The following is a 20,578-nucleotide window of genomic DNA, read 5'->3' on the forward strand; positions in this document are numbered from 1 at the left end:
CATGTCCAGGTTCTGTACTTCGATAACCGCCTCAGCCGGTCTTTCTTCTGGCATGGGCTAGATCCCCAGAACTTCACAGGCGTATGTAATGAGGGCCGTGGCCACAATAATCCACACGATGCCGGTGACCACCGCGGATGTTGCCGCCTCGCCGACGGCCGAGGCGCTTCTGCCGCACTGCATGCCCCGAAGACAGCCCGCCAGAGCCACCAGCACCCCGAACACGGCGCTGTGGAAGAGGCCGATCCAGAGATTGCTCAGGGGGACCGTCTCCTTGGTCTGTAGGTAATACTGCGTTGGGGTGATGTCGAGCATGCCAACGCCTACCAGAAAACCTCCCAGCACCCCCATGAGATCCGCGTAAAGAGTGAGCAAGGGCATCATCACGATGAGAGCGGTCATGCGGGGCAGGACCAGAAATTCGATCGGAGAAATGCCGAGGGTCCGCAGAGCGTCGATTTCCTCGTTGGTCTGCATGGTGCCGAGCTGGGCTGCGAAGGCGGCCCCAGTGCGGCCGGCCATAATGATGCCGGTCATGATCGCTCCCATCACCCGGATCATGGCTATGCCGACGAGACTGGCCACGTAGATTTGGGCTCCGAACATTTTTAACTGGATGGACCCGACGAAAGCGAAGATCAAACCGACGAGAAGGCTGATGAGGGAGACGATCGGCAGCGCCTGCGCGCCGCTCTCCTGGAGGGTCCGAACCAGATCCGTTCGCCGATACCGGGCCTTGCCAATCAGCATCCTCGCGAATGCAATGACCGCTTCGCCCAGAAAATCGACTGTTTCCCGGGTTCCTTGCCAGGCATTCACCGAGGTTGTGCCGACCCGTTCGAGAAAGGACTCCCGCTTTGCTATCTTCCGCGCCCCCTGCCTCTCGGCAACGGCGCTAGCCAGCGAAAGCAGACGCTGCACCCCCGCTGGAATATCCGAAGGCTGAAACTCAATATTGTTTCTTTTGCAATATTTGATTACAGCGACGAGGAAAATCAGCAGACTGCTGTCCCAACCCCGCAAGCGATGTGCATCGATGGTAACTGCGTTGATTCCCGGATGCGCTTCGATCCACTCCTCCACGGTGGTGGCCGACGGTACAGCACCCTCGAGGAACCAGTCTCCCGAGAGGGTGAGGAGCAGACGTCCTGATTCCGCACGGCTGAACTCCAGAGGGCTCTTGGCCGCCGCTTTCCCAATTTCAGGCTTGTGCTGCTCATCCATGAGTGGGCCCGCATGGTCTCAAGCTGTTCACCTTGCTCCCTTCGATGAAGCATTGCGATATCACCACCATAGGATAAAGGCGGGGAATCATCCTATCGGACTTTGGTCCAATAAGGATGTGTCTCGCAAAAAGTTCGCATCGTCATCGATTCCCTGCAGCGGATAGCGGAGATGACCGCAAAGGGGCAAGGGGACCCACGTTTGGGCGCCTTGCGCGTTCCCCCGGCATTCCTTGACGCGATGCGGCAGGAGGAGTTCACGGTGTTTATGTTCGCCAATCAACTCCCCCTGCTTCAGCTCGGACGGGAACCGCCGGCGGTGACAGGCAAGATCGACGACTACTGCAGCGCGGCTGGCGACAAGCAGGATGAGTGCTTGATGAAGCAGCTCAATATCATCGCCTTCTCGGATCCGAACGACATACTGAGCTGGACAGTACCACCGGACTACCCCGACAAGTATATGGACTCCCGCCTGTGTCCGGCCATGGACAACGTCATCATCAACGTTGCCGAAGTCATGACGCTCTTCGATACGGTCGAGCTAGCCAATCCGGCCGAAGCCCATGCCCAATATAACGACGATGAGCGTGTCATGAGCCTTATCGCGCGCGGTGTGGGCACAGGCGGAACCCTGCCACTGGTCAAAGAGCGCTGCGAGTGGCTCGAGGCGCCATCGCAATAACGCTGTGGGGCAAGCGCTTGCGCTAAGGAGTACACAGGCTTGGGGCCATCCCTGAGCCGGTGACATCCAGACGACGCAATTTCAGCGAAGGCCATTCACCATGCGCCGGACAAATTCAGTTTGTTCTTGCGCCTCAATTTCTTCCACCCTCGAATCGGATGCGGCAATCTGCGCTGCTTCGGCAGCGGAAATCTCATTGGCAAGCTCTTGGAGCCGACTGCGACGCTGGCTGCGGGCTAGCCGACCCTCTTCAATCGCGTCGGTCATCGCCCGATCTTCAGCAATAAGATTCTCGTACTTGTTCGGGACGCGGGTTCTCGGAAGAATTCTCTCTTCGATAACCTCGTAGACACAATTGCGCCATGCACGCTCATTCTCTCCAAGAGACGTTTCTTCGATGGCCGCATTGGGATCGTACCCGATACGCTCCGCGCATGAGCTCATGCCAGCCTTGACCGTCTGCCTAAAGCTAGCGGGGTTATATGTTGCATCTTCTTCTGCCACGGCAAGTTCGCTCGCGCCAATGAATGCGACAAAGATAATCGCAATAGCGATGCCTCTTGCGGCAGCGAAGGGGATCATCCCGAGGGTGAAGGGCCTCAGCTTTCTATAAAACGATGTTTTCCGGTGCATGCCTTTTACACCTTATCGTGGGTTGTTTCGTCATAAGCGTAGACTTCGTCATAAGCGTAGACCGATTCCGTGCCAACAAGCTCCATCCCACTGGCTCTTGTCAGCTGCCGAGGAGATTAATCGCGCGTGCCGCGACAACGACGAGTGTTGCAAGCGAGATCGCGCTCTCAACCATCATGAGTATCTTCGCGCGCGAGGTCAGTGGCAGAACATCGGTGGTGCTAAAAGCCGTAGCCGTCGAGAACGAAAGGAAAAGGTAGTCGACGTACGTCGGTCGCCAGTCGGGCGGCACCTGCTCGGGAAGCCCCGTCTGCGGAAAGAGCCAGTCGGGTCGCATATTAGCGTCGTTCCCGCGGGCTTCGGGGCCGCCACGATCGATCTGCCAATAGGCGATCGAAAACGTCAGCACGTTGGTAACCCAGGCCGCGACGCTTGTAGTGAACAGCTGACGGCCGCTCAATTCCTCCGGTCGGTTCAGCATCGCCAACATCAGATACGACAGAGTCGAAAAGGTCGCAGCTTCTGCAAGCACCACAGCGAGCAGCGCAGAAGCCCGCTCGGCTCTGCACCACTGCGGATGTCCAGCGGTCAGATAGAGACCGACCATCGGCACCAGCAAGAGGACTCCGATCCCATAGGCGAACCAGGATGGGAAAAGCCGAACGCGACTTGGCAACATTGTGAGCAAGAAGAGGACCACGAGAATTGCCAGTGCGGCGGGCCAACGAGACTCGATGCGAAACGCTCGCACCGGTTCATTGGTTGTCTTCAGCCATTGCATCAGCGTCTCCAGCGTTCTGCGCTGCGGCCGCTCGACCTTGCGGGAGCAAAATAAAGCAGGACAGCGTACTTGCGCCTGCGAGTCCAGCGATGACCTTGATAAAGGTCCGCAAAGCGCACATCACAACCGCGCGTTTACCCAGTCCACCAATATGTCTGGGCCTAAGCCCCCGCCAGGCGCGCGTGGTTTTCATCAATTTCAGTCCCCGCGTGCCTTAATGCGCTTGGTTTGTGTTTCTTGGTTGCGGTTGACGGGGGCTCTTCCTTCAGTTTGCGCGACTCGCTCTGGGCTTGCTCGTCGTTACCCACCATCTCAGCCTGGCTCCGGCTCCATTGCCTGGTCTCGGCTAATGAGAGGCTAAGACGGCACACAGAGCTGCTCCGCCGGCTCCCTTGCATGCGCTTGTAAGCAAAAGCGTACGCCCTCTGCATGATTGGAATAAATTGGACGTTGGTCCTATGGCCGAAGTGAGCCAACCTATTCCCGGGTTCCCGGTCCTTGCTCCGGTTCGGTATTGGTGATGGACGCCGACCGGAGCCGTCGCCGTTTACGATGGAAGCGGCCGCGCAGGACATCCGGATGGTGGGCGGCGGGAGCCACCGATTCCTGGGCAGGCGCGCGGAATGATGTAAGGGGGACTGCGGCTCGAGCAAGGCGCTGCCGCTCTTTGAGAAAACCTGCCCGCGATACCCTGTTGATGCAGGTCAACTCCTGACCGCAATTTGCTCCATATACTTAATACACGTCGTTCCTAAAACAAGGCCCCCGCGTTAGAAGGATGGAGATGGCGAAGTCGGTCTTTTTGCCCGCCCTCTATGTGACAGCCGGCATTGCCTTATTTGCGGCGATCCATCATGCCATGATCGGGTATCAACGACCGGCCGAGCGTGTCCAGCTTCTTTTCTCGGCCTTGTGCGCTGCGGTTGGCATTTACGTGCTCCTGAGAACGGCCACTTATCAGGCGCAGTCGGTCGAGGGTCTCATTAGACTGCATCGTTTAGACCTATCTGCGGCGATGCTGGCGTTGGCGATCATGCCTTGGTTCATCGCCAGTTACACCGGGGCCCGACCGAGATGGCCGCCGGTCATCCTGAGCGGCCTGTTCATCATTCTCTCTCTTGTCGGACTTCTCGTGCTCCGCCACGGGCTGCACTTTTCCGGAATGCCGGTCCTGCATATTCAAACGCTTCCTTGGGGCGAGAAGATCGTGGATCTATCGGCAGGTTCGCGATCTGCGTGGTACGTTGCCGCATGGTTCGGCTGCGGCGCGATGTTCGCCTACGCAGGCTACGCCTGCGTCCAACAGTACCGGAAGGGAGCCCGACGAGAGGCGGTATCGCTAGGCATTGCCATGGCGATTTTCGGAGTATTAGCTCTGGACGGAGTTGCTTTCGGCGGCATTTTCTACCTCTCTCAGTTCGCATTTGTCGCCGTAGTCATCGCTATGAGCAGGGTTTTGGGCCGTGAACGCCGTGAGACCCGGCAACGAATGCAAATCGTACTCGATCATGTCCCCGGCATCGTGTCGTTGAAGGATCGAAACGGAAGATATCTATACGTCAACCGCTGGTTCCAGGAAGAAAACTTGCTCGATCTGCCAAAGGTGCTCCGTCACACCGACCACGAGCTGTTTCCACGCGAGCGGGCCGATGTGAGCCAAGCCAATGACGAGCGGGTCATCGAAACGGGCTGGAGCCTGGACACTCAAGAGACGTTCGACACCGCGGCCGGCAAGCGCACTTGGTACTCGGTCAGGTTCCCGGTGGCTGATTCGGACGGCAGGGTTTGGGCGCTCGGCAACATTGCGACCGACGTCACCGAGCTGCGAGCCGCGGAGCAGGAAGCGCGTGTGTTGCGCCACCAGCTCTGGCATATGGAGCGAGTGGCGCGGACGGAGATGATCAGCGCATCGATTGCCCATGAGTTGCTGCAGCCGCTCGCCGCGATTCTCAGCAACGCGCAAGCGGGCTTGCGCTTCCTGGACAGGGACTCCGTGGATCTCACTCAGATTCGCGAGCTCCTGGTGAATATCGCAAGCGACGACAAGCGCGCCAGTAAGATAATCAGCGGATTGAGAACAATGCTCTCCAGCAAGGAGACTCCGCCCGAGCGAGTCGACGTGGCGGAATGCATTCTTGAAGTGGTGGAGATAATGCGTACCGAATTTACGGCGGCGGGGATCGAGTGTACGCATGGCCTGCGGGAAGGATGTTCGGTTGTGGTCAACAAAACACAGCTGCAGCAGGTGGTTCTCAATCTTCTGATGAACGCCGTTCAGGCAGTCGATGGGAGACCGCCGAACCGGCGCCGGATTCGTGTTGGGGTGGCAGCTGGCGAAGACCGGGAAGTGTGGATCTCGGTTCAGGACAACGGCCCCGGTATCTCGGAGTCCGATTTCCACGCAGTGTTCGATGCGTTTTTCACTACAAAAGCCGAGGGGATGGGTATCGGCTTGGTGGTGTGCCGCTCCATTGTCGAGACGCACGCCGGCAGAATCTGGGCGGAGCGCAACGATAGCCAGGAGGGCATGACGTTCTTCGTTGCATTGCCCGCTGCGGCCGATGATTCAAGCACTCACCTGGAGGGCGTTCGAACCTCCAAGGAAGGTAGCGAAGATGGATCGAAGCACGAAGGACGAGCCTACCGTTTTCATCGTTGACGACGACCCAAGCGTTCGCAAAAGCTTGCGGTTGTTGATTTCCGCAGCCGGCGGCTATCGCGTGGAATGTTATGAGAACGCCTACGATCTGCTCTTGGCCGTCTCTACGAGTGCCAGTGGATGTGCTGTCATCGACGTGCGAATGCCGGGCGTGAAGGGCCCGGAGTTGCACGAGCTTCTCCGCGAGCGCAGCCCGGCGCTTGCCGTCGTTTTTCTTACCGGGTTTGGCGATGTCCAAACCAGCGTCAGCGTCATGAAGCGGGGCGCCATAGATTATTTGCTGAAGCCGGTTTCGGACGAGGTTCTGCTCGAGACCGTTGAGCGTGCATTCAAACACAGTGCCGAAATGCGACGCCAGCTTGGTCGGTTGAAGAACGCGCAGCTCGCCGCGGACCAACTCTCGCCGCGAGAGCGGGAAGTCTTGGAGTATGTCATCGGCGGTTATCTCAACAAGCAGATCGCCGCCGAACTGGCAATTGCCGAGAAGACGGTGAAGGTTCACCGAGCCCGCGTCATGGCTAAAATGCGGGCCCGTTCGGTTGCCGAGCTGGTTCGCGTATGTGAGATAGCGCGGGTGCAACCGCGTGAGCGCGGAAGCGTTGACTACTCTGTCGTGCCGTAGCGATGCCCGAGCCGCACGATGCGTGTCTTGGCTCCGAAATCAACTGGACACCCCCAACATCGTTTTGTGTGACTACTCGCTAACATGAGAGGGTCGGCTCGGTGGGCTCGTTCGGCATCGGAAAATGCAGGTTCTCCGTCATCTGCGCGAGCTTCTTCCTTGCCGCTTTCGCCCAGCTCTGCCACTTCGGCAACTGCACGGCGTGACCATGGACGTAGACGTCGACTGGGGTGACCGGATCGCCGCCTTCGGTAGGCGCCAACGCCCAGTGCGGGCGGATCTCGTTGTAACGGCGGCGGAACTTTTCGAGCGATTCTCGGGCCTCGCCGGGCGTCGCATACAGCTTCCAGTACACTTCCTCGGTCTTCAGCGTCTGATGGAAACGCTCCAACAGCCCGAGCTGTGTCGGCGTCCGATACTGGATGCGCACGTGCGCGTAGTCGCCATCGATATGCCGTTGGAACGATCGAGCGAGAAAGCTCGAGCCATTGTCGGTCACCAGAAACGGCGTCTTCTCGAGTGGGCCGTGCAAGCGCTCAGCCTCCGCCCGCGCCGCATCGAGCGCCGCCGCGACATCTACGGCCCGGTAGCTCGGAGTGAAGTAGCAAGCGAGCAGGTAGCGCGAGTAGTAGTCGATCACCGTCACCGCGTACCACCAGCCGTGGCCGGGGATGTGGATGTACGTGACGTCGGATTGCCACAGATCGTTGGGCCCCTGCGGCAACAGCTCGAACAGCCGCGCCGCCTGGTAGAGCTCTGCCTGCCGAACACGCCGCTTCTGCAGCAGACCCGCCTCCTTCATCACCCGGTAGGCCTGCTTGTTCGACACGCCAATTCCCAGGCGCCGAGCAATTACCGCGATGCGCTTGTAGCCCCACCACGGGTACTGCTCGGCGAGCTGTCGAATCGCCAGCGCCAACTCCTCCGCCACCGCCTTGGGCTTGCGCCCCCGCTTCTTCGGTTCGTCCTTGCGGCGGGCGTACCAGACCGAGCGGGAAACACCGAGCCACTTCAGCAGCTGGTTCAGTCGCGCCGGCGGCTTCGACGCCTTCTGTGCCTGGGAAATCATCGAGCGCACCGCCTCCGTCAGCTCAAGTCGCCCGAAAGTTTTTTTAAAATGCGATTGGCGATCGTAATCTCGCCGATCACCTGGTCGCGCTCGGCCAGCTCCGCCTTCAGCCGCTTAATCGTTTTGGCCTGCTCCGAGTGCGCGCCGCGTCCGTTCAACGCCTGCTTGCCGCCGCTGAAAAACTCATCCCTCCAACGGTACAGCGTCTGCTCGGATATCCCCGCGCGTCGCGCAATCTGCACCGCTGGCTCTTCCTTGCTCAACAATCGCAGCACGACTTGGGCTCGCTGCTCTGGCGTCAACGTCGACTTCTTCGCCATTTCCACGTCTCCTTCTGGACACTTCAAGTATCACGTACCTTCGTGTCCGGAGAAATCGGAGCTATACATGCGGAAGCGGACGGCTCGACCGTCGCTGCGCGAGGCCTTGCGCGCATGATCAGGAGAGACGCGCGTCACGCCCTTATGCACTCCACATAACTGCTCTTCGCTTGCGCGGCCTTGTTCAAATCAGAGGGCGACTCGGGTCCGTGGAGCTATGTGTGCCCTTCGACTCCAGATTTCCTGTGAGCTAGCCGCGCCCATCTCCGGCTGGTTCCTGGCGATAAACAACAATCCACGTCAAACCCGTTGGCCGAAGGTCCAATATTCCAGATCGGTTTATTCCGCTAGTTTCCTTGCAGGCCGCGAGGATCTGGTGATGGCGGGTATCCGCAAAGCCATTACGGTTTACATACTCGACGATGATGAGTCGGTCCGCCGCAGCCTGTTACGCTTGCTTGGTGCCGCCGGCTTCGAAGCGGTCGCCTTCGACGCGGCGGAGTCATTTCTCTTGCATATTCCGTCCGTTACCCCGCCTGGCTGTCTCCTCCTCGACATCACGATGCCGCACATGAGCGGCCTGCAGGTGGTGCAACGCATGCGCGCCATGGGCGTCTCGGTACCGGTGATCGCAGTATCGGCTCGCGATGATAACGAGACGCGATGCCTGGCGCACCAGCTCGGCGCAAAGCTCTTTCTCGGCAAACCCGTAGACGATCGCGCGTTGATTGACGCCATTCAATGGGTGGCAGCGGATAGCTGACAGGGGGCCTCCCTAGACCGTGAGCGGGAACGTCGCTGCCCGCGGCAAAGGCGTGCGATCTCGCGAGGTCGATGTTAAGACCAAGGTCCAATGGCTTCTGCCCGTCACGGAGCTAACGTGTCCATATGTAAGGGCGGGTTTCCGCACAATGGCGTTGGTGCCTTGCCCAGCCCGGCTGCGGGAAGAAGAGGGGCTAAACAAATCGCCCTGGACCGGAGCCAATCAATGCGCAGAAGCGTGGCGGTTTCGCTGATTCTGATAGCCGTACTGGCGCTAACGCAGATCGACGCGGTGCGGGCGCAGGAGGATGCCGGTCCCTGGAGATTCGAGATCGGCACGGGGCTGCACGCACATTTCGTTGAGGGTGACGTTGGGTTCACCAGCTTCAGAGGCGCGGAGAAGGCCGACGTTGATCTGAGTGCAGGTGATATCGAAGAATTCACTGAGTCCGCCTTACAGGTCCAAGCATCAGCCGCGAAAGGCAGGTGGACATTCCACCTCGGTTATGCGCACTTGAAGCTTGAGGATGAGTCGACAATTGACGTCCCCGGTGGTGCTTTGCCCCCGCTAAAAAGCAAGTCAGCTTGGATTACAACGTCACGGAAGCTTCGGGAGCCTACCAGTTTGCGCAAACGCGAGGTCACCGGTGGGGCGCGTTGGCAGGCGTGCGGTATACGGAACATGAATATAACATACGGATTTCCGGTGCAAACACCGAGCGCAAGCGCTCGCTGAATCAGAACTGGATCACCTATCTCGTCGGCCTCAACCACGAGTATCCGTTTACCGACACGCTGTTATGGTCGAACCAGGCGGTGGTGGGCTTCGGAGAGCCGGATTCCTACTGGGACTTCACGACGCAGCTCGCTTGGCAGTTCGCTCGATCATGGAAGGCGGGTCTGCATTTCACCTACCGGAACATACACTTCGAGAATGATAGCCCCGGCGACCCCGACTACTACCGCTACGACGTCAGCGAGTTCGGGCCGAGCGTCAATATCGCCTACACGTTTTGACGGTTTGACCCGGGCCGTCCTGAGAGCCGGCGGCGCGTGGCTGGTGCCGACTTCTCTGAGCGGAGCCGCAAAGTGTTGTTTGTCCGCTAACAGGCCCGGGGAGAAAGCAATGAGTAAGGCGGCAGGTCTTAGGGTTGCAATCGCCGTCGCGCTGGCTGGGCAGCTAGGCGTCGCCGGGGCTCAAGACGAAAAATCGACCGGTCTGGCAAAGAAGCTCGCCAACCCGATTGCCTCCTTGATCAGCGTGCCTTTTCAGTACAACTACGACGAGAACGCCGGCCCGAATGACAAGGGCTCGGTAAGCCGGGTCAACATTCAACCGGTCGTTCCCTTGAGTCTGAACAGCAAGTGGAATTTGATCACGCGGACCATAGTCCCCGTCGTGATCGACCAAGACAATATTCCGACGATCGGAAGCAATGACTCCGGACTTGGCGACGTGCTCGCGAGCCAATTTTTCTCGCCGAAGGCGCCGACCGCCGGGGGATGGATCTGGGGGGTGGGTCCCGTGGAACTCCTGCGCACGGCCTCGAAGCATACGCTGGGCGAAGAAAAATGGGGCCTGGGGCCGACGGCAGTCGCTCTCAAGCAGAGCGGCCCGTGGACTTACGGCGCACTGGCCAACCACATCTGGTCGGTGGCAGGCGATGACGGCCGCGCCGACATCAACCGAACCTTCATGCAGCCCTTTCTCGCCTACGTCACCCGAACCAGTACGACATTCGGCCTCAATACAGAGTCGACCTACGACTGGAAAGCGGAGCACTGGTCGGTGCCCATCAACGTTTCGGTGGCGCAGTTGCTCAAGCCGGGCCGTGTGCCGATGCAGGTGAGCCTTGGTGCGCGCTACTGGGCGGCTTCTCCGGACAGCGGCGTGGAGGGTTGGGGTTTGCGAGCGCAACTGACCTTTCTGTTCCCGCGCTGAGTCCGTGGACATCTTCGCTGGACGAATGAACCGCTTGCCCCACCAGAACGCAGGGTGCCTTCCGCATATCCCGGCTGATACGCCCGTGTGCCCCGTCTCGCCGGGAACGGTCTCGCGCATGGTCACAGGCGCTCTGGCCTTCCTGTGGCGCGCCGATGCCTGGAACAAAGGTGATACCTTGCTCAGCCGTCGACGCCACGCCCCGCCGCTTCCGATCCGCAGCGCCCCGAATGAGATGAAACGGCGGCACAGGGGTGCCGTGCCCATCGGTATGGCCGTGCTCCTTGCCTGCTTTTTGACGTGCCTTTCGACAGCGCCCGCGCTCGCCCAGTCGCAGGAAGCGCTTGCCGGTTCGGTTACGGAGTCGCTGCGAGTCGCGCCGGTCGCAATCGACGGTCATGTGCTTTTCAGTGTTCGTGGCGTCTCCGCATTCCCTCCCGAGCAGCGTGCGGCGCTAATCGTGGAGCGCATCCGCACGATGGCTGCAAGCGACGTTGCCGTCGAGGATATAAAAGTCACCGAGTCGGGGCAGATTTCCATGATATCCGCGGCTAATCAGCGCTTGATGGGCGTAGTCGATGCCGATGCGCGCCTCGAGGGGGTGGGGCGATCGGTCCTCGTTCAGGTCTACGCGGAGCGGATCGCGAATGCGGTGCGCTCGTACCGGGCAGAGCGCACGCCGCATACCCTGCTGGTCCATGGAAGCTATGTCGTCATCGCCACCGTTGTGGTCATCTTGGCCTCCTGGACGGTCGTGCGGGCCTCCGGCGGGCTGCACGCTACGCTGCAGCGTCGCTACCGAGAGCGTTTTGAAAATCTGCAAATTCACAGACTGATGATTCTCACAGCGGAGCAGCTATGGGCCGGTATAACCGGATTTCTTCGTGCTGCACGCGTGATCATGCTGCTCGCCATCTTTTACGTTTACCTGCGGTTTGCACTCGGACTCTTCCCCTGGACGCGGAGCTTTGCCAACCGGCTCCGCGACATCGTGATCGATCCGCTAGCGACCATGGGCGCGGCATTTATCGAAGTTGTCCCGAATCTTGTGTTCCTCATGATTCTCGCCGTCATCACACGCTATCTCATCAAGTTGGCGAGGCTGCTTTTTGACGCGCTTGCGAGCGAGCGCCTGCGTCTCGGCCAGTTCGAGCCGGAATGGGCCTGGTCGACGTATCGAATCGTGCGCCTGTTCATCATCATTTTTGCTGTTGTCGTTGCCTATCCCTACATACCGGGGTCGAGTACCGATGCGTTCAAGGGGATCTCGATACTTGTGGGTGTCATCGTCTCACTGGGATCATCGACCGTTATCGCCAATATCATCGCTGGTTACACGATGACTTACCGGCGCGCATTCCGAAGCGGAGACCTAATCAAGGTTCAGGATACGCTTGGTCACGTGCTGGAAATGCGGCTGCTCGTCACACGCGTGCGCTCGTTCAAGAACGAAGAGGTGGTGATCCCCAATTCCCTGATCCTAAGCAGCGAGGTCGTGAGCTATACCGTGCTCGCCCGCGAGCAGGGGCTTATTCTGCATACGACCGTCAGGATCGGCTACGCGGTGCCGTGGCGGCAGGTGGAGGCGATGTTAAGGATCGCTGCCGAGCGCACCGAGGGAGTGCTCGAGGATCCTGCGCCGTTTGTTCTGCAGCGGGAGCTTGGCGATTTCGCCGTTGCCTATGAAGTCAACGGGTACTGCACTGAGCCCAGCCGCATGCCGGCCATATACACCGCTCTTCATCGCAATATTCTGGATGTCTTCAACGAGTTCGAGGTCCAGATCATGACCCCGGCCTACGAGGGCGACCCGCCTGAGCCGAAAATTGTGCAAAAGGGCCGATTGCACGCGCCGCCCGCGCCACCCGCGGCGGCCGACGAGCGCCGCCAAGAGGCCGGATCAGGCCCATAGCGGTATGCGCACATTGCCTTACCAGCTCATACCCCGGCCACTTAGTTTGAACCCGCCGGCTGACCCGGATGCGCGGGTCGGGTTTGCCGGTCACGCATCGTATGCGACCAAAGTCCAATGGCGGCCGAGCGCCGCCGATCTAGCCTTAGATTACCCGGAGCGAAAGGGCCTGCGGCCTGTCCGAAACGGCTTTGCCGACCTCACACCAGTGCGGATGGCGGACACACCCCGAGGTGGCGCTTCGAGAGCGCTTCGCGGGGGCAGCCGGCGGTTGTTGCGGTCTCAGCGTGCGATCCTCAGTGATCCAAGACAAAAGGATGAATCTGCGCTTTTTGTTCCACGCCATCATGCCGGGGCGGCAGTGGGGTTGCTGCATCCAGCAGCGGCGCAGTGACTCCTCATCTTGCCGTCGCAACGACCAGAGTAGGGAGCAGCATGGCAATGACACCGAGGAATGCCTGCGCGGCGCCCAACGAGTATCTGAGGGAATCACCCCGTGCAACAGGAACCGTTTTTAGAAGATTTCCCCGTTATCGCAGGCTGTTCACTGCGTGCATGGCGGGCGTGATTAGGTCGTCGATAGGGCTGCCACGCAGTCGTTTTGCCGAGGGAGTGGACACCGCAGGGCTCCGCGCGACGTCGATGGTAGCCTATGTGATTGAAAATTATAAGGCGAAGATCAGTATCATGTAATAGGAGGATCCGTTATGAATCACCAAAGGGACAGTGACAGCCAGCGTCAGTGGATGCCCCCCGGCTTTGGCAGCGCGTCGACTGAACCGGCCAGGCTCGTCAGGGGCTTCGTGGCGGCTCTGCTGTGTCTGCTAGGTGTAGTCGTGGTTTCAGGCTGCACCTCCACCAAGATCACTGACCGCGAGCAACTCGCGAAGGGGGAGCAACTGCCGCGGCCGAATCATATCTTGGTCTACGACTTCGCGGCTACGCCCGCCGAGGTGCCCGCGGATTCCGCCCTTGCCCAGAATTTCCAGCTCGAGAGCCAGACTCAAACAGAAGAGCAGATCGAGACTGGCCGGAAGTTGGGCGCGCAGATTGCCGCGAAGCTGGTCGAGGACATCCGCGAGATGGGAATGCCTGCAACACATGCCGCGACCAGAGCCGTGCCCGAACTCAACGACCTGGTGCTGCGCGGCTATCTCGTCTCCGTCGAGCCGGGCAGTGCCGCCAAGCGACTCACGATTGGCTTTGGTGCGGGCGGCTCCGAGCTGACCGCGGCGGCCGAAGGTCTCCAAATGACGGCTCAGGGCCTGCGTAAGCTCGGGTCTGGCACTGTGCAAGCCGGAGGCCGCGGCAAGACCCCGGGCACGGCCGTAGGGGCCGCTACCTTTGCCGCGACCGCCAATCCGGTGGGGCTCATCGTCACCAGCGGAATGAAAGTGTACGGAGAGGTCAGCGGCCGCGGCAAAATCGAGGCTCGGGCCGAGGAAATCGCCGAGGCAATCGCCAATGTGATCAGGGAGCGATTCCGGGAGCAGGGCTGGATCGATTGAGACGATTCACATGGAAGCGCTATCGAAGCTGGCGGCGACAGCGACTTGCTTGATCGCCTTGAGTATGTGCCTCAGCGGCTGCGCCAGCATGGCGGAGGGCATAACACGGGCACTAATGAGCAATGAGGAGGCCATTGTCGTGCTTAACGTGCGCGAGAGCGACGTGATCCCGCTGATGTAGGCATTCGTAGCGCACCACCCTGAGCTGCGCTTGTCATGTCTGCCGACCGCTCACCCGGAGCGCTACGAGTTCGAGTTCGGCGTGTGCGGTTCGGCAATCGTCAGCATGCCCATGCAGGAGCTCAAAGCCGGCCGGTGTGGGGCGGCCTGGATAGTGAGCCTATGCAGGCCGCTATCCGCCAGAGCCTCGGCATCGTGAGCTAATGTCCAAGATGGCGCGTAAACGCCATGGGAAAGCATGTCGGCCTGTCCGATTGGCTCGGGATGATCTGTCGCGTGCTTGGATGCGCTTCACCCGTTACCTGCGGCCCGCTCGCTGAAAGGCAGCGCTTATGATGCCGGTAATCGGAGTGGACGGCTGCCGTTCTGGCTGGTTGGCGGTGCGCTCGCAGGGCGGGTGCGAATGCGGATGCCAGGTTCGGGTGATTCCCAGCATCCGGGAAGTGTGGATGTGGGGCGGGGGAGAGGCCCTTATCCTGGTCGATGTCCCGGTCGGGCTGAGTGATGCGGGCAGTCGGCTCTGTGATTCGGAGGCGCGGCGTCGACTCGGTTTTCCGCGTAGCACGAGTGTGTTCTCCCCGCCGGTCCGTCGCGCGCTCTTGGCTTCCGGATGGCGGGAAGCGGCGGATATGAATGAGCGGCTCACAGGCAAGCGGATCAGTCAGCAGGCCTGGGGCATTGCCCAGAAAATCCGCGAGGTGGATGAGTTTCTGCGGGCCAATCCGCAGCGTCAGCGCAGGTTCCGGGAGGTGCATCCGGAGCTGCTTTTCTGGTCTCTGAACGGGCAGCGCGCCATGCGCATGCCCAAGAGGCGGGCGGCGGGCAGAGCTGAACGGCTTGCGCTGCTCGCAAACTACTGGCCTGCCGTGCGCCGTGTCTTCGAGCGCGAGCGAAGGCAGTTGCGCGGCCAGGGAGCAGCCGCGGACGATCTTATCGATGCGCTCCTCTGCGTCGTGGCCGCACACGCTTGCGCTGCCCGATTCCAGGCACTCCCGAAGGAGCCGCCGCTCGATAGCGCCGGGTTGCGGATGGAAATACTCTACCCGGACCCGGAGGCAATTCGATGTGGTCAGCTGCTGCAAGCAGAGCCGCTTCACGCAATGGCACCGCTTCGGAAACCTTGATCCGTGTGCTCCTCGCCCACATCGTAAGCATAATCCCGTCCGTAACATAGCCGCCGGCCGCCTGCATCGCTGGCCGCTATAGCGCCGTGGCAAAAGTATCCAGGGAAGGCGAGCGACCGCCGCAGCCGGCAGAATCCGGCTACGGGATTGACTTAGTGTCAAAGAAACACTAACTTCGGAAGCTAAACACACCGCAGGTCGAGGATGTTCGACGACAGCTCACGCCAATCTCGTTACCCAGGTAGTCCCCAGGCCTTCGGTATCTCCACCGACGTGGTGATTTTCACCGTGCGGGGCGGTGAGCTTGCGGTGCTGTTGGTTCGGCGCGGCCAGCCACCATTCGAGCGGCGCTGGGCCTTGCCCGGCGGCCTGCTTGCTGCGCAGGAGACGCCTGACGAGGGCGCGCGGCGGGTGCTCTTGGAGAAGACCGGTTTGTCGGGGGTATACCTGGAGCAGCTCTACACCTTCGGTGAGCCGAACCGGGACCCGCGCGGCCGGGTCGTGAGCATCGGCTATTTCGCCCTCATGCCTTGCAATTTCGACCGCTCCTGGTGCCCGCCGCTCGAGGAGATCGCCTGGCAAGCCGTGTGTGATCCGCCGACGCTGGCATTCGATCACGGCGAAATCATTGCGATGGCCCGGCGGCGTCTGGTGGCCAAGCTCGAGTATTCGACGATCGCCCTGCAGCTCATGCCGCGGCGGTTCACGCTCGGTCAGCTCCAGGCGGTATACGAGTCCATCCTTGGCGAGTCGCTGGATAAACGCAATTTTCGCAAGCGGTTTCAGGCATTGGGTTGCATCGAGGCAACCGATGAGATGTTTCAAGGCGGTGGTCACCGGCCAGCCCGACTGTATCGCCGCAGGCAGCCCCACCGGGTGCAGTTCATTAAATAGGCCCGCGCTCCAGCGCTTAAGCCGGATCGCGATGGAGGTGGAAGCGTTATGACACACCCGCAGGCGATGCCAGGGGAGCAGACGGTGCGTTTTTTCCGCGAGCGCGCCTTCGAGGCCGATGAAGGCCTTGTTTCGGGTGAGCGCGAGGCGCTGCGGGAGCGCATCCTTCGTTTGCTGCGCGAGCGCGATGCGGTGCTGGTTGCCCATTACTACACGGCGCCCGATATTCAGAGGCTCGCCGATGCGAGTGGCGGGCACGTCTCGGATTCCCTCGATATGGCGCGATTCGGCGCGGAACACTCGGCCACTACACTGGTAGTGGCGGGCGTTCGCTTCATGGGGGAGACGGCCAAGATTCTGACCCCGGAGAAGCGGGTGATCATGCCGGAGCTGTCGGCCACCTGCTCGCTCGACATCGGGTGCCCGCCCGATGTCTTCGCCGACTTCTGCAGCCAGCATCCCGAGCGCACGGTGGTCGTGTATGCCAACACCAGCGCTGCGGTCAAGGCGCGCGCGGACTGGGTGGTGACCTCGAGCATTGCCGTCGATGTGGTGCGCCACCTGCACGCGCGCGGAGAAAAAATCCTCTGGGCGCCGGATCGGCACTTGGGTGAGTACATTCGCAGCCAGACCGGGGCGGACATGCTGCTCTGGAACGGAGCCTGCATCGTTCACGAGGAGTTCAAGGGTCGGGAATTGCAGCAGCTGCGGGCGCAATACCCACAAGCGCGAGTGCTGGCGCATCCGGAATCACCGGCCGCCGTGATCGCGCAGGCCGACCGGGTCGGCTCGACCTCGGCGCTGCTCAAGGCGGTTGCGGAGATGCCGGAGAAGGTGTTCATCGTCGCGACCGACAACGGCATCTTTCACAAGATGCGCGAGGCGGCGCCGGGAAAGCTCCTGCTGGAGGCGCCGACCGCGGGCAAGAGTGCGACCTGTCAGAGCTGCGCGCATTGTCCCTGGATGGCGATGAACGGGCTGCGCAAGCTCGCGGGTGCGTTGGAACGCCTGGACAATGAGATCGTCGTCGAGCCGGCCATCGCCGCGCGGGCCAGGGTTTCACTGGGACGGATGCTGAAGTTCGCGCGCGCCGGCGGGGCACCGGTTTACGGGGCGGGTGACGCTTGAGCTGCCATGAATCCTGCCCGACGCATTTTCAATCCGCCTGCTCGGAATCACAGATGGGGCATGAACAGCCAGCAGAACGCGTCCCGTACACGCGCTGCATATGAGCGTTCATTGAGTTCCCGCAGCGTCACTTCGTTGCTGCCCAGCCGGACCTGGTCGATGTGATGGGCCAGCCCGCCGGCAACGGCCGGGTCGTAGACTTCCGCCACCAGCTCGAAATTCAGATACAGGCTGCGCGGGTCCAGGTTGGCCGAGCCGACCTGAGCGTAGTGCTGATCGACCACGAACAGCTTGGCGTGGCTGAACGGCGGGGGGCGGTAATAGATATGGACACCCCACTTGATGAGCTGCCAGAGCATGTTGCGCGTCGCCCAGTGCATGAAGTACAGGTTGTTACGCCCCGGCAATACGATGTCCACCCGGATCCCGCGAATCGCGGCGGCCTGCAATGCGGCGATCAGTTCCCGCGGCGGCAGGAAGTAGGGCGTCATGATGGCGATATGGTGTCGGGCGGCGGCGATGGCGCCGACGAGCACCATGGACAGCCGATTGAGGCTCTCATTGGGGCCGTCGATGATCGCCCGGCAGAAGGCGTTGCCCGGCGTGCCGGGCGGTGGATGCTGCGGCGAGCTCTGATCGCCGGTGGTGAACAACCAGTCGCTGAGGAAGACCGATTCGATTTGGCGGCCCACGGGCCCTTCGATACGAAAATGCATGTCTGTGATGCCGCGTCGGCCGTCGTGGCGGTGAATCAGGTGGCGGTCACCGATGTTCATCCCGCCGATGAAGGCGATGTCACCGTCCACGGAGAGGATCTTGCGGTGGTTGCGCAGATTGAGCAGCAATCGCGGGGGGAGCAGTCGCGGCGGCAGGAAGACCGCAACACGGACGCCGCGGCGACGCAAGATGGGGCGGATGCGGGGAATCGAGTACCACTCGCCGGCGCCGTCGAGTAGGACGCGGACATCGACGCCGCGCGCCTGGGCCTGCACGAGGGCGTCCGCAAATTGCCGGCCGGTCGGGTTGCTGTCGAAAATATAGGTGGAGAGGAAAACCGTTCGCTGGGCGTGCTCGATGGCGCTCAGCATTGCCGGGTAGGCGCTCTCGCCGTTGTGCAGCGACTCGACGCGGTTGCCCGGTATCAGCGGCAACCCGGTGACCGCGCTGGAAATCCGAGCCTGTTGCGAGAATTCAGGCTGCACCCGCCCGCTACGCTCGAGTGCGGCGGAGCCGTGAGCGAGCGGTTTCTGCTCGGAGCGCAACGCCCTTGCCCGCAGGTGAATGCGGTTTATGCCGAGCAGGAAGTAGAGCAGCGGCCCCACGATGGGGAAGAGCAGGGATACGGCGATCCAGCCAAACGCCGCGGCCGGCTCGTGCTTGTTGAGCAGAGCGTGTAGGGCGGTACCGACTGCGACGAAGCCATTGGCGAGGGCACCGATCCAGTACACGATTTCCATGCGCTTCCTTTGGTTTTCAGCTGCTTCCCCCGAGCATGGCACTGCGACCGCAGGCCTCCCGGTGAAACGCGTCCGAGGCTTGAATCAGTTTTCGATGCAGTCAATAGTAGTCATGAGTAAAAAGGGCTAGGGGAATCGCCACGATAGAAGCCTTGAACGTGGCGATTCTGGCGAATTCACCGGTCGGACGCGGTTATTCGGCAGCGCTAGAATGAACGGCCACGCAAGTACCGCCCCCTGCGGCCGCTCGCGGCTGAGCGAACTCGTAATGGGTACGGATTTGCAAGCTAGCGCAAGCGCTGCAGCGTCAGCGATTCGTTTTTCAATGCGTAGGGTAAGGCACGCCGCTGCGCTCGTCGAGGCGACTTGCCCGCTCCCATTGTGCATATTTCCGCGTGAACGGGCGCTTTCCTGGCCCGTGCCTGCCGCTGAAAGCCCCCTGCTCTCACGACCGCTTGGCAGTTAACTGGACACTGCGTCTTAATGATTGTCGTAATAGAAGTATCGCACGCTAAGTAGAGGATCAACGGGAGCCATCATGCTCGAGGCCATCAAGCGCTTCTATACGGACCACATCAGCCCCGCCACTGCTACCAACCAGACTTCCCCTGAGCATAGGCTGCAGCTTGCAACTGCGGCGCTGCTCCTGGAAATGGCGCAAGCCGACAATGAGCGGCACAGCGTCGAATTTCAGGCCATACACGAAGGTGTACGCGAGGTGTTCGAGCTCACGGACGAGGAGACCATCGCATTGATCGAGCTCGCTGACCGCGAGGCCCACGAGGCGACGGACCATTTTGAATTCACCCACCTCATCAACGAGCAATTCGAATACGCTGAAAAGTGTCACGTGGTGGAGCTGCTGTGGCGTGTATGCCTCGCCGACGCCGAAATGGACCGCTACGAGGAACATCTGGTGCGTAAGATCGCGGAGCTTCTGCACGTGGAGCACAAGGATTTCATTGCCGCCAAACTGCGCGTCCAGCGTCGTTACAGCCGCGGCTATTACGGCGAATTCGATCACTACGAATAAGCGCGAGGCGTACCACCCCGCGGATCCGGCGAAGCGCGCGGGCAGTGGCTGCCAGCGTATACTCTAAAACCACGGGCAGGCGAGCGGTTGCGGCCCATCGTGTGCCAACGCTTCGTGCTCGCCCGGTTGCCGCAGGTCGATTCCGGAGTTAGCGAATGGTCGGCTATCGGGCGCGACAGCTTGGCGCCATCCGTGATGCCATCGCCGCCGCACGCGAAGCGCTGCGGCGCAGCGATAGTGATGATCCGCTGGTGTTCGCCCACGCCTTTGTTGCCGCGGGCGGTATCCAGGTGCCGGGTCGGCCCGGCGATGAAGGCGCTATGCGCTCGCTCGGAGAACGCCTGCTGCGAGCGCTTTCCCGGGGGTGTCATCACGACCTGGACGATCCCGATCTGCAGCGGGAGCTCGACCGGGCCCGCCACGAGGCGCATTGGGTTAGCGCGATGCGCGATGAGAAGATCGTGGGATTTTACTTGCAGCTGCCGCCGCAGGCCCTGCGCAGCCCGACCGTGGAGGCGCTCAGCCATGAGAACAGGGGGCTGGGTCCCGGCGTTTTCCGCAAGGGCGATATCGTGGTATTGCAACCGGAGTGCGACGGCGCGCGGTTGATCCCGGTTCTGGAAGACGAGATCGAGAGCTGAGGGGC

Annotated in this window: 20 protein-coding genes; 14 read left to right on the forward strand and 6 right to left on the reverse strand. The window is 61.0% G+C overall.

Annotation, left to right across the window (positions count from 1 at the left end; all coding sequences use genetic code 11):
- Window positions 1–57 precede the first annotated feature (57 nt).
- Complete coding sequence (locus AC52Q4_RS02610; RefSeq protein WP_495535242.1) at window positions 58–1,224, reverse strand: ABC transporter permease; 1,167 nt, start codon at window positions 1,222–1,224, stop codon at window positions 58–60.
- Window positions 1,225–1,395: 171 nt separating this feature from the next.
- Between AC52Q4_RS02610 and AC52Q4_RS02615 the strand changes: the two genes are divergently transcribed.
- Complete coding sequence (locus AC52Q4_RS02615; protein ID WP_495535243.1) at window positions 1,396–1,908, forward strand: hypothetical protein; 513 nt, start codon at window positions 1,396–1,398, stop codon at window positions 1,906–1,908.
- 81 nt (window positions 1,909–1,989) lie between these two features.
- Here the strand turns inward: AC52Q4_RS02615 and AC52Q4_RS02620 are convergent, their stop codons facing one another.
- Both AC52Q4_RS02620 and AC52Q4_RS02625 read right to left on the reverse strand, forming a co-directional pair.
- Window positions 1,990–2,541 (reverse strand): hypothetical protein, encoded by a 552-nt coding sequence (locus AC52Q4_RS02620; RefSeq protein WP_495535244.1) that lies wholly within the window; start codon window positions 2,539–2,541, stop codon window positions 1,990–1,992.
- A gap of 100 nt (window positions 2,542–2,641) precedes the next feature.
- Window positions 2,642–3,322 (reverse strand): hypothetical protein, encoded by a 681-nt coding sequence (locus tag AC52Q4_RS02625; RefSeq protein WP_495535245.1) that lies wholly within the window; start codon window positions 3,320–3,322, stop codon window positions 2,642–2,644.
- Window positions 3,323–4,106: 784 nt separating this feature from the next.
- On the opposite strand from AC52Q4_RS02625, the gene AC52Q4_RS02630 reads away from it, so the two are divergent.
- Both AC52Q4_RS02630 and AC52Q4_RS02635 read left to right on the forward strand, forming a co-directional pair.
- The gene (locus tag AC52Q4_RS02630) at window positions 4,107–5,981 is read left to right on the forward strand and encodes a sensor histidine kinase (RefSeq protein ID WP_495535246.1); all 1,875 of its coding nucleotides are present in this window, start codon (window positions 4,107–4,109) and stop codon (window positions 5,979–5,981) included.
- Window positions 5,938–6,603, forward strand: coding sequence for a response regulator transcription factor (locus AC52Q4_RS02635; protein ID WP_495535247.1), 666 nt, complete (start codon window positions 5,938–5,940; stop codon window positions 6,601–6,603). Before AC52Q4_RS02630 ends, AC52Q4_RS02635 begins: the two co-directional genes overlap by 44 nt.
- A gap of 79 nt (window positions 6,604–6,682) precedes the next feature.
- Here the strand turns inward: AC52Q4_RS02635 and AC52Q4_RS02640 are convergent, their stop codons facing one another.
- Window positions 6,683–7,672: an IS3 family transposase gene (locus AC52Q4_RS02640; protein WP_495535248.1), complete on the reverse strand. Its 990-nt coding sequence runs from the start codon at window positions 7,670–7,672 to the stop codon at window positions 6,683–6,685.
- 17 nt (window positions 7,673–7,689) lie between these two features.
- Complete coding sequence (locus AC52Q4_RS02645; RefSeq protein WP_495535249.1) at window positions 7,690–7,992, reverse strand: transposase; 303 nt, start codon at window positions 7,990–7,992, stop codon at window positions 7,690–7,692.
- 379 nt (window positions 7,993–8,371) lie between these two features.
- Here AC52Q4_RS02645 and AC52Q4_RS02650 point away from each other — a divergent pair, with 379 nt between their 5' ends.
- The 9 genes from AC52Q4_RS02650 (at window position 8,372) to nadA (ending at window position 17,442) form a co-directional block, all read left to right on the forward strand.
- Window positions 8,372–8,755 carry a response regulator transcription factor gene (locus AC52Q4_RS02650; RefSeq protein ID WP_495535250.1) on the forward strand — a complete coding sequence of 128 codons (384 nt, stop codon included), beginning with the start codon at window positions 8,372–8,374 and terminating at the stop codon, window positions 8,753–8,755.
- A gap of 584 nt (window positions 8,756–9,339) precedes the next feature.
- Window positions 9,340–9,771 (forward strand): hypothetical protein, encoded by a 432-nt coding sequence (locus AC52Q4_RS02655; RefSeq protein WP_495535251.1) that lies wholly within the window; start codon window positions 9,340–9,342, stop codon window positions 9,769–9,771.
- Between the two features lie 109 nt (window positions 9,772–9,880).
- Entirely contained in the window at window positions 9,881–10,696 is an 816-nt protein-coding gene (locus tag AC52Q4_RS02660) for a transporter (RefSeq protein ID WP_495535252.1), read from the forward strand.
- Between the two features lie 118 nt (window positions 10,697–10,814).
- Window positions 10,815–12,608, forward strand: a complete 1,794-nt coding sequence (locus AC52Q4_RS02665; protein WP_495535253.1) for a mechanosensitive ion channel family protein — start codon at window positions 10,815–10,817, stop codon at window positions 12,606–12,608.
- A 707-nt stretch (window positions 12,609–13,315) separates the two neighbouring features.
- On the forward strand, window positions 13,316–14,116 hold the full coding sequence (locus AC52Q4_RS02670; protein ID WP_495535254.1) for a DUF4410 domain-containing protein: 801 nt from the start codon (window positions 13,316–13,318) through the stop codon (window positions 14,114–14,116).
- Window positions 14,117–14,126: 10 nt separating this feature from the next.
- Entirely contained in the window at window positions 14,127–14,297 is a 171-nt protein-coding gene (locus AC52Q4_RS02675) for a hypothetical protein (RefSeq protein ID WP_495535255.1), read from the forward strand.
- 334 nt (window positions 14,298–14,631) lie between these two features.
- A complete protein-coding gene (locus AC52Q4_RS02680; protein ID WP_495535265.1) occupies window positions 14,632–15,420 on the forward strand; it encodes a DUF429 domain-containing protein in 789 nt (262 codons plus the stop codon).
- A 204-nt stretch (window positions 15,421–15,624) separates the two neighbouring features.
- Window positions 15,625–16,314, forward strand: a complete 690-nt coding sequence (locus AC52Q4_RS02685) for an NrtR DNA-binding winged helix domain-containing protein (protein WP_495535256.1) — start codon at window positions 15,625–15,627, stop codon at window positions 16,312–16,314.
- A gap of 48 nt (window positions 16,315–16,362) precedes the next feature.
- Window positions 16,363–17,442 carry a quinolinate synthase NadA gene (nadA, locus tag AC52Q4_RS02690; protein WP_495535257.1) on the forward strand — a complete coding sequence of 360 codons (1,080 nt, stop codon included), beginning with the start codon at window positions 16,363–16,365 and terminating at the stop codon, window positions 17,440–17,442.
- Window positions 17,443–17,489: 47 nt separating this feature from the next.
- Here nadA and AC52Q4_RS02695 read toward each other — a convergent pair whose 3' ends face one another.
- A complete protein-coding gene (locus tag AC52Q4_RS02695) occupies window positions 17,490–18,899 on the reverse strand; it encodes a phospholipase D-like domain-containing protein (RefSeq protein WP_495535258.1) in 1,410 nt (469 codons plus the stop codon).
- 538 nt (window positions 18,900–19,437) lie between these two features.
- Between AC52Q4_RS02695 and AC52Q4_RS02700 the strand changes: the two genes are divergently transcribed.
- Together AC52Q4_RS02700 and AC52Q4_RS02705 are read left to right on the forward strand one after the other, a co-directional pair.
- Window positions 19,438–19,932, forward strand: coding sequence for a tellurite resistance TerB family protein (locus AC52Q4_RS02700; protein WP_495535259.1), 495 nt, complete (start codon window positions 19,438–19,440; stop codon window positions 19,930–19,932).
- Between the two features lie 155 nt (window positions 19,933–20,087).
- Complete coding sequence (locus tag AC52Q4_RS02705; protein ID WP_495535260.1) at window positions 20,088–20,573, forward strand: hypothetical protein; 486 nt, start codon at window positions 20,088–20,090, stop codon at window positions 20,571–20,573.
- The last annotated feature ends 5 nt before the right edge of the window (window positions 20,574–20,578 follow it).

The organism is Nitrococcus sp. (genome assembly GCF_059432795.1).